This is a genomic window from uncultured Mucilaginibacter sp. (genome assembly GCF_903913935.1).
In the GTDB taxonomy this organism is placed as follows: Bacteria; Bacteroidota; Bacteroidia; order Sphingobacteriales; family Sphingobacteriaceae; genus Mucilaginibacter.
In genome coordinates this window covers 1-8,167 of sequence record NZ_CAIWNH010000109.1, presented here as the reverse complement: position 1 = coordinate 8,167, position 8,167 = coordinate 1, and the positions used below count along the sequence as shown (strand labels likewise).

Annotated in this window: 9 protein-coding genes; 5 read left to right on the top strand and 4 right to left on the bottom strand. The window is 42.9% G+C overall.

The window, feature by feature from the left end; translation table 11 throughout:
- On the top strand, positions 1-416 hold a 416-nt coding region (locus QZY09_RS04225; RefSeq protein WP_295668540.1), incomplete at its 5' end, for a CoA-transferase.
- A gap of 75 nt (positions 417-491) precedes the next feature.
- Here QZY09_RS04225 and QZY09_RS04220 read toward each other — a convergent pair.
- From QZY09_RS04220 to QZY09_RS04205, 4 genes are all read right to left on the bottom strand, one after another.
- On the bottom strand, positions 492-1,127 hold the full coding sequence (locus QZY09_RS04220) for a uridine kinase (protein WP_295668538.1): 636 nt from the start codon (positions 1,125-1,127) through the stop codon (positions 492-494).
- On the bottom strand, positions 1,120-2,208 hold the full coding sequence (locus tag QZY09_RS04215; RefSeq protein ID WP_295668534.1) for a LysM peptidoglycan-binding domain-containing protein: 1,089 nt from the start codon (positions 2,206-2,208) through the stop codon (positions 1,120-1,122). Before QZY09_RS04215 ends, QZY09_RS04220 begins: the two co-directional genes overlap by 8 nt.
- Before the next feature lie 21 nt (positions 2,209-2,229).
- The gene (locus tag QZY09_RS04210; protein WP_295668531.1) at positions 2,230-3,003 is read right to left on the bottom strand and encodes a DUF4905 domain-containing protein; all 774 of its coding nucleotides are present in this window, start codon (positions 3,001-3,003) and stop codon (positions 2,230-2,232) included.
- A 492-nt stretch (positions 3,004-3,495) separates the two neighbouring features.
- On the bottom strand, positions 3,496-4,095 hold the full coding sequence (locus tag QZY09_RS04205) for a hypothetical protein (protein WP_295668528.1): 600 nt from the start codon (positions 4,093-4,095) through the stop codon (positions 3,496-3,498).
- 69 nt (positions 4,096-4,164) lie between these two features.
- Here QZY09_RS04205 and proS point away from each other — a divergent pair, with 69 nt between their 5' ends.
- The 4 genes from proS to QZY09_RS04185 all read left to right on the top strand — a co-directional run bounded on the left by proS (position 4,165) and on the right by QZY09_RS04185 (position 8,108).
- Positions 4,165-5,637: a proline--tRNA ligase gene (gene proS, locus QZY09_RS04200; RefSeq protein ID WP_295668525.1), complete on the top strand. Its 1,473-nt coding sequence runs from the start codon at positions 4,165-4,167 to the stop codon at positions 5,635-5,637.
- 70 nt (positions 5,638-5,707) lie between these two features.
- A complete protein-coding gene (locus QZY09_RS04195; RefSeq protein WP_295668543.1) occupies positions 5,708-6,859 on the top strand; it encodes a cystathionine gamma-synthase in 1,152 nt (383 codons plus the stop codon).
- Positions 6,860-6,888: 29 nt separating this feature from the next.
- On the top strand, positions 6,889-7,293 hold the full coding sequence (locus tag QZY09_RS04190) for an SMI1/KNR4 family protein (protein ID WP_295668523.1): 405 nt from the start codon (positions 6,889-6,891) through the stop codon (positions 7,291-7,293).
- Positions 7,293-8,108 (top strand): TIGR02757 family protein, encoded by an 816-nt coding sequence (locus QZY09_RS04185; RefSeq protein ID WP_295668520.1) that lies wholly within the window; start codon positions 7,293-7,295, stop codon positions 8,106-8,108. The genes QZY09_RS04190 and QZY09_RS04185 overlap by 1 nt, the downstream gene beginning before the upstream one ends.
- The last annotated feature ends 59 nt before the right edge of the window (positions 8,109-8,167 follow it).

Here is an 8,167-nt window from a genome sequence, read left to right as displayed (position 1 = left end):
TTTTTGATTCGGCAATGAGCTTTGGGATGATCAGGGCAAAAAAAGTAAACCTTACCATATTGGGTGCAATGGAGGTATCTGAAAACGGCGATATCGCCAACTGGAAGATTCCTGGAAAAATGGTAAAGGGAATGGGAGGGGCGATGGACCTGGTGGCCTCAGCAGACAACATTATCGTGGCCATGCAGCACGTAAACAAGGCAGGCGAGTCAAAGCTGTTGCCAGCATGTACCCTGCCGCTGACGGGCGTAAAATGTGTTAAAAAGATTGTGACAGAACTGGCGGTGCTGGATGTATTGCCTGGAGGTGGTTTTAAACTGCTTGAGCGTGCGCCCGGCGTAAGCGTAGACCATATAAAAGCGGCTACTGCCGGTAAATTGATAATTGAAGGGGAAATACCGGAAATGGTATTTTGATTTGAAGATTTGTTAATTTGAAAATTTGAATATGGGTTTTGTCTTTAATTTTCAAATTGGCACATTTTCAAATCTTCAAATTAATACCGTTTTTCGCAATTCCTTCGAAATAGCTTCCGTTACACAAATAATATCTTTCGCCTCATGCGAATTATTGGTGATCACCTGGTGACATTCATCCTTATACGGCAATAAATACTCATTATAGGCCGGTACAACGTGGTTTACCCACCGGTACATTACATCGTCATACGAATAACCGCGTTCAACACGGTCGCGTTTTATGCGGCGGCCAAGGGCAATATCATTATCGGCTTCAATAAAGATCTTTAAGTTAAGTGATGATGCTATTTTCCTGAAATGAAGGATAAACAGGCCCTCGATGATCATTATCGGCGCCGGATTTATTTCCAGCATCCTGGGTTCAACATCCGGATTATTAAAAGTATATTCTTTTTTTACAATCGTTTCGCCATTGATCAGCCGGTTGATGTCATCCTCAAAATGTTCGTGATCGATTGTGGAAGGCAGATCGAAATTATAGCGCATATTCTCCTCTTTGGTCATGTTATGAGCCACGGGAATATAATAATCATCCTGCGAAACAAGGCAAACTTCCGATTCGGTAAAATGCTCCAGGAAACACTTTAAAAAAAAGGTTTTGCCCGAGCCGCTGCCACCGGCAATCCCTATAATAAACGGGTTATTCATTCGGGCTGCCGTAGCTGATATCTACATGAAAACGTTTGTCCAATGCACCCAGGGCATCCGCTACGCTTTTGGTCATCACGATGATCACATCTTTTGTCGACTCATTATCAGTAAAACGGCCAACCACTTTTGCAAAAGTGGTACGGTTGGTCATCGGGTTGGTCAATTTTATTACGGTGCCTATTGGCGCGGTGCGGTGCAGAACGAGTTTTTTATTTGGGTCGAGTCCGGGGTCATCCATCCATGTGGCCACACCTTTTTCATTCTTTTCGAATAAGCCGTAGCGGTTTGCATTTAAGTGACGGTCGTTATTAAGGCTATCCTGGTTCACCTGCACCACACTAGTTGAATCACGTTTGGCTACCTGCGTATCCCTGTTCATTACCGGTGGTGGCGGCGGCGGTGTTGATTGGGTACCAGAATGTACCAATAGCACCTGGCCGGGTGCAAGGTTAGTAGATGTTAAATTATTTAGTTTGGTGATGTCATCAACTGTAGTATTGAACCGTTTACCAATGCCATAAAGCGTTTCGCCTGCAGAAACTTTATATTGGATGGGAGGCGTATTGTTTTGCGGAGCGGCTTGCTGAAATGGCTTTTGAGCCGCGGCCTGCACCGGCTGTTGTACTACACGCTCAGGGCTTGCAGGTTGTTCAACTACAGCAGATGGAGTTTCATCGGTATTGCTTTCAGCGGAATGTTTATGCTTCTTTTCCTCGCGGGCCTCTTTGGCCTCCATAGCCAGCCTTGCTTTCTTTTCTTTTTTTGTTTCCTTTTTCGGGGCGTCTGCAGTTTCCTTCGTTTTATTCGTTTTCTTAAACGGGATTTCTGTAGGAATTTCAATAATTGTCCCAATTGATAAAACGGCTTTCTTTTTGCCGTTAAACTTCATCAGGGCCTCGGGTTTAATGCCGTAACGCTTGCCGATAGAGTAGTACGTATCTTTTGCTTTAACTTTAAAAAGAATCATCTTCTTGCCATCGTTGTTTTTTACGCCAACAGAATCTATTAATGGTTTGGCAAAAAGGGACGTAGAAATGATTAAAGAGAAAGCGGTGATCAATAAAAGCTTAAATTTCATAATTAAAATTGAATCAATATTTTATAGGGGTAAGACCTTAAGTTCGCACTTGTTTTTGATATATATTAACTTGTTTTTATGGATAATAAACGCCTCTGGTTGCAACTTTTGTATGCCGGCGTTTAATAAATCTTCATAAACTATCTTATTGCTGCCAGTTACGGTCTCGTCAAATACCAAAAGCACCTGATTTAATTCCCCTCCCTTTAGCGTGTGCAAAGATACAATTCTGAAATTATTGTATTCAAGATAATGCAGGGTATTTCCGAACGGATGTACCGGAATTAATTTGACAGGTAAATCATCTGGCGAAATTGTATGCGGTAACACCACACTATTTTGCAAGTCTTTATAAACAGACGGCTCGTAAACGCGTTCCGTTGCACCGCTTTTGATATGAAGATGAAAATACTTACGCGGGTGTATCCTCACATCATAAACAACCGGACCGTTTTCGGTTAAATGATCAAACGTATAGGTGTAATTGCTCCACAATGTTTTAGCCGAGCCTGCCTCAATCGCCAACAATCCTTTATGTGCCGGCCCGCTTTCTGATTGATAAAAATGCAATAGTAAAACGCCGTCAAATGCAGCTTCAATGCCGGTGAGCCACTTTTCAGGCGTTATAAGATCTTTAAATAATACCTTACCAGTGGATAAGTTTACCGCCGCGAAACTAACTTTTCGTTCTTCATCATCACGGATCTCCAAAAAAAGAGTATCGCTCAGCTCATCAATTTCCATCCGCCAAATAACGCCGTTAAATTGTTCGCTGATTAGAGAGTTTAGAAGCATAATTTGCAAAGATGTGAATTATGGACCGTAAGCGACAACTGATCAGTGCGACGACATCTATTATTTGCTAACGAATGTTACTTCATTGCTCCAAACAACGTTGTATATCCTTAATTCATCATCATAGCCTCCAAACACGTCCTCTTCTACATTTTTATTAATATTGAGCCCGACTCGAAAACGTTCCGCAATTTTTTGGCTTTTTATGTAAGTAAAGGGCACGATATCAGTGCGGGACGAATGGGCAGGAATTATAACTTCTTTTGGACAGTTATTGTCACAAGGCGGCTCAATAACCTCCAAATTTTTATTGTCAATATGATAAAACTCCTGCCATGAACAGCTCATGGAATAGTATCTCAATGTCTTATCGCTATAGTTATGAACTGTAACCGGTATTTGGAAAACCTTTTCTTTAGTATAGGCGTATTCACCTTCATCTGCTTTGGTTATTTTAGTTACATCAGCGGTAACTATATAACTTCTTCTTTATTAGGCCATAAGTAAATAAAGTTTCGTTGTCGGGAGATTTAATTTTTCTTTTCGTTCCAGTTCTTCCCAATCTGATTTCCTATAAAAGGGATTACCATCCTTATTATAATTCAGTGTTATTGTATCGGTCAATATTTCCGGCCTGTGATATTTTCTTTCGTCCTTAAAATTTTCTGATGTGAACCACTTATAAAATTTCATGCTGACTTTTAATCGAATAATTTCGTGAGGTTGCGTATTTACCACCATCTTTATAGGAATCAGCAATGATCTGTGAGGCGGTATAACCATTTGTTCAAATTCTGAGTTATTGCATTCCTCATCGGTTAAATGCATGTAATCATTACTTGTTAAAGTAAAAAATTCAGTTGGGCGGCATTTTGTACCCCAAAACCTCAAAGTATCATGGGAATAATTGACGATAAAGGCGCGAAGCACTTCGTACCCCCGTTCTACTTTTCCGTCAAAATTACCAGAAAAATACGAGCCAATTAACAATAGCCGCGGGGACGTAATTGGCGGCTTGGTGGTTTGAGCGCTCGTTCTCGCCAGGCAGGCACCAAGCAAGAACCAGCACATTAATTTAAATTTAGCAGACATAGTTACACTCCTTACAGCCTAAATGTATAAATTTGGCGGCTGGTATCAAAAAACAGCAATTATTATTATATGAGCAAAGGCGTCGTAAGTAAAGAAGAAGACTATTCACAATGGTATAACGACCTGGTGATCAAGGCTGATATGGCCGAATATTCGCCGGTTAAGGGATGTATGATCATTAAACCGTACGGCTATTCCATTTGGGAAAAGATGCAGGCCGTGTTGGATGTAATGTTTAAGGAAACAGGGCATGTGAATGCTTATTTCCCGTTATTTATACCAAAATCTTTCTTTTCAAAAGAAGCCAGCCATGTTGATGGTTTTGCCAAAGAATGTGCCGTTGTAACCCATTATCGCCTAAAAAATGATGGTGAAGGCAACATCATCGTTGACCCTGATGCCAAACTGGAAGAGGAACTGATCGTTAGGCCTACATCTGAAACCATTATCTGGAATACCTACAAGGGCTGGATCCAGTCCTACCGCGACCTGCCTATATTAGTTAACCAATGGGCCAACGTAGTGCGCTGGGAAATGCGCACCCGTTTGTTTTTACGCACCACTGAGTTTTTATGGCAGGAGGGCCACACTGCCCATGCCACCGCAGATGAAGCCATCGTTGAAACGGAGCAAATGCTGAATGTGTATGCCGATTTTGTGGAAAACTGGCTGGCATTGCCGGTAATCCGCGGCAAAAAGACCGCAAATGAGCGTTTTGCAGGCGCTTTGGATACTTACTGCATAGAAGCATTGATGCAGGACGGAAAAGCCCTGCAGGCTGGCACATCCCACTTTTTAGGGCAGAATTTTGCCAAAGCATTTGATGTTAAGTTCACTAACAGAGAGAATAAACTTGATTACGTTTGGGCAACTTCGTGGGGGGTATCCACCAGGCTCATCGGCGCGTTGATTATGGCGCACTCTGATGATGCCGGGCTGGTATTGCCACCCAAACTAGCGCCAATACAGGTGGTTGTAGTGCCTATCTATAAGCATGAAGAAGAACTGGAGAATATTGCAGCTTACGTAAAAGGCTTGACAGCGGAACTGAAAGCAAAAAATATCTCCGTTAAATTTGATAAAAGGGACACCCATCGCCCCGGCGCAAAATTTGCAGAGTATGAGTTAAAAGGCGTACCATTGCGCGTTGCTATTGGTAGCCGCGATATGCAAAACGGGACGGTTGAACTGGCCCGCCGCGATACCAAAACCAAGGAAACGGTAAATCAGGAGGGTTTGTCTGCTAAAATTGAGGCATTGCTGGAAGAAATTCAACAAAACATCTACCAGAAAGCTTTGAAATTTAAAACTGAAAACACTACCGAGGTGGATACCTATGATGAATTTAAACGCATGCTGGATGAACAGCCAGGCTTTTTATCGGCCCATTGGGATGGATCGCCCGAAACCGAACAGCAGATAAAAGATGAAACTAAGGCGACCATAAGATGCATACCTTTGGATAATAAGCTGGAAGAAGGGAAATGTATTTTAACGGGAAAACCATCCTCACAAAGAGTAATATTTGCGCGAGCTTACTAATTAGATTACAGGTTTATAGAAAGATGGCTCAAAAAACCATGAACTATGAACCATGAACTATGAACCAACCATGAAATTCGCAACAAAAGCTATACACGCAGGGCAGGAGCCCGATCCAACAACCGGGGCGGTGATGACACCGATCTACCAGACTTCAACCTACTGGCAAAAATCGCCGGGAGATAATAAGGGGTACGAATATTCGCGCGGGACAAACCCAACACGCCATGCGTTGGAAAACTGCCTGGCTGCGCTGGAAAATGCAAAATATGGGCTAGCTTTTTCGAGCGGCATGGGTGCTACAGACGCGGTGATGAAACTGCTGCAACCGGGCGACGAAGTGATCACCGGCAACGACCTTTACGGCGGCTCGTACCGGATCTTTACCAAAATATTTGCCAATTACGGCATCAAATTTCATTTTCTGAACCTTTCTGACCCGGAGATTATCAGGGAATATACCAATGAGCATACCAAACTGATCTGGATAGAAACGCCGACCAATCCTACCATGCAAATTGTGGATATTGAAGCTATCGCAAAGATCAGTAAAGAGAAAAATATCCTTTTGGCGGTTGATAATACCTTCGCTTCGCCATACCTGCAAAACCCGATTGATTTAGGCGCCGATATTGTAATGCACTCGGTGACCAAATACATCGGCGGCCACAGCGACGTGGTAATGGGTGCCTTAATGCTGAATGACGAGGATCTGTACAAAAGGCTGTGGTTTATCTACAATGCCTGCGGTGCAACGCCGGGCCCTATGGACAGCTTTTTAGTGCTTCGCGGTATCAAAACGCTGCACCTTCGCATGAAGGCCCATTGTGAAAATGGCCGGATCATTGCTGAATATTTGAAAACTCACCCCAAAGTAGATAAGATCTATTGGCCGGGCTTTACAGATCACCCTAACCACGAAATTGCAAAAAAACAAATGCGTGATTTTGGCGGGATGATCTCTATTACCCTTAAAGATGCTGATTTAAAGGAAACATACCGCATCGCCTCGTCATTTAAAGTATTTGCACTTGCCGAATCATTAGGGGGCGTTGAGTCGCTGATCAACCACCCCGTCAGCATGACGCACGGCTCTATCCCAAAGGAAGAGCGTGAAAAAGTAGGCGTGGTAGATAACCTATTGCGTTTAAGCGTCGGAGTGGAGGATGTGGAGGATTTGTTGGAGGATTTGAAACAGGCATTAGGCCCCCTGACCCCCTAAGTGGGAACAAAAAGTATAACTGTTTAGAAATGGCCAGCTGGATTCAAAAAGTTAATGAAAAATGGAAACCGGAGGGAGTTAAATTAAATCCACCTGCAACCAATGATGAAATCGAAAAGACAGAAACAATTTTGAATTTTAAGTTCCCGGAAGATTTTAGAAAGTTTTATCTCGTGATAGATGGATTTAGAAGCTTTGATATGGAGCACCACATGTTTACTTTCTGGTCATTAGAAACAATCATTGAAGAATATAACAGATGGGGCGACAAGGAGTTTATTGGCTTCAGCGACTATTTAATCGCAAGTCACGCGATTGGGTTTAAAAGAAACGAAAAGGGGATTTTTAAACTTTACGATGAACCAATTCCGATAGCAGAAACATTTGAAGAGGTCGTAAATATGATTAATTCCGGCTCTCAACTCATCTATTAATGGATTTAGTTACCCCAAACGCCAAGTTTCTTTCTATTTTGGACGGCGACGGAATTAAGGCATTTCTTGACGCTAAAGCATCCCAATACAATCAACCTGCTTTTATTCCCAATGATCCCGTCTCCATCCCGCACTTGTTCACCAAACAACAGGATATCGAGATCATGGGGCTGTGGGCTGCAGTATTGGCCTGGGGGCAGCGGGTAACCATCATCAATAAGTGCCACGAATTAATTAAACTGATGGACGGCGCGCCCTATGATTTCATCATGAATCACGAAGAAGCCGACCTTAAAAAGCTGCTGCAATTTAAGCACCGAACGTTTAATGATACCGATACGCTCTATTTTATTTCGTTTTTCAGGCACCATTATTCAAAGTATGAATCACTGGAATCTGCATTCATGCCCCCCAGCCCCCTAAAGGGGGAGCTTGCGGTTGAACAATCGCTTAATTACTTCCGTTCGTACTTCTTTTCCCTGCCTGATTTCCCTCATCGTACCAAAAAGCACATCTCGTCACCTTCACAAAAATCAACCTGCAAGCGGCTGAATATGTTTTTACGCTGGATGGTACGGAAGGACGATTGCGGCGTTGATTTCGGCATCTGGAACCACATCAAACCGGCAGAACTCATTATTCCCTGCGACCTGCACGTCGACCGGGTGGCACGTAAACTCAACCTCATCACCCGCAAACAAACCGACTGGCAAACCGCCGTTGAACTCACCGAACGACTAAGAGAATTTGACCCTATTGACCCGGTGAAGTATGATTTTGCATTGTTTGCGTTGGGGATTGAGGAGCATTTTTAGTTATTTAGGATTTCACTGATTTTGTGAGTTGATTTCACCGATTTTGGGGATCTGCAATT

What these genes read in the sequence shown, in the direction of transcription:
- QZY09_RS04220 (WP_295668538.1), bottom strand. Translation starts at nt 1,127, where the DNA reads ATGAATAACCCGTTTATTATAGGGATTGCCGGTGGCAGCGGCTCGGGC.
- QZY09_RS04210 (WP_295668531.1), bottom strand. Translation starts at nt 3,003, where the DNA reads ATGCTTCTAAACTCTCTAATCAGCGAACAATTTAACGGCGTTATTTGG.
- QZY09_RS04215 (WP_295668534.1), bottom strand. Translation starts at nt 2,208, where the DNA reads ATGAAATTTAAGCTTTTATTGATCACCGCTTTCTCTTTAATCATTTCT.
- QZY09_RS04205 (WP_295668528.1), bottom strand. Translation starts at nt 4,095, where the DNA reads ATGTCTGCTAAATTTAAATTAATGTGCTGGTTCTTGCTTGGTGCCTGC.
- proS (WP_295668525.1), top strand. Translation starts at nt 4,165, where the DNA reads ATGAGCAAAGGCGTCGTAAGTAAAGAAGAAGACTATTCACAATGGTAT.
- QZY09_RS04190 (WP_295668523.1), top strand. Translation starts at nt 6,889, where the DNA reads ATGGCCAGCTGGATTCAAAAAGTTAATGAAAAATGGAAACCGGAGGGA.
- QZY09_RS04195 (WP_295668543.1), top strand. Translation starts at nt 5,708, where the DNA reads ATGAAATTCGCAACAAAAGCTATACACGCAGGGCAGGAGCCCGATCCA.
- QZY09_RS04185 (WP_295668520.1), top strand. Translation starts at nt 7,293, where the DNA reads ATGGATTTAGTTACCCCAAACGCCAAGTTTCTTTCTATTTTGGACGGC.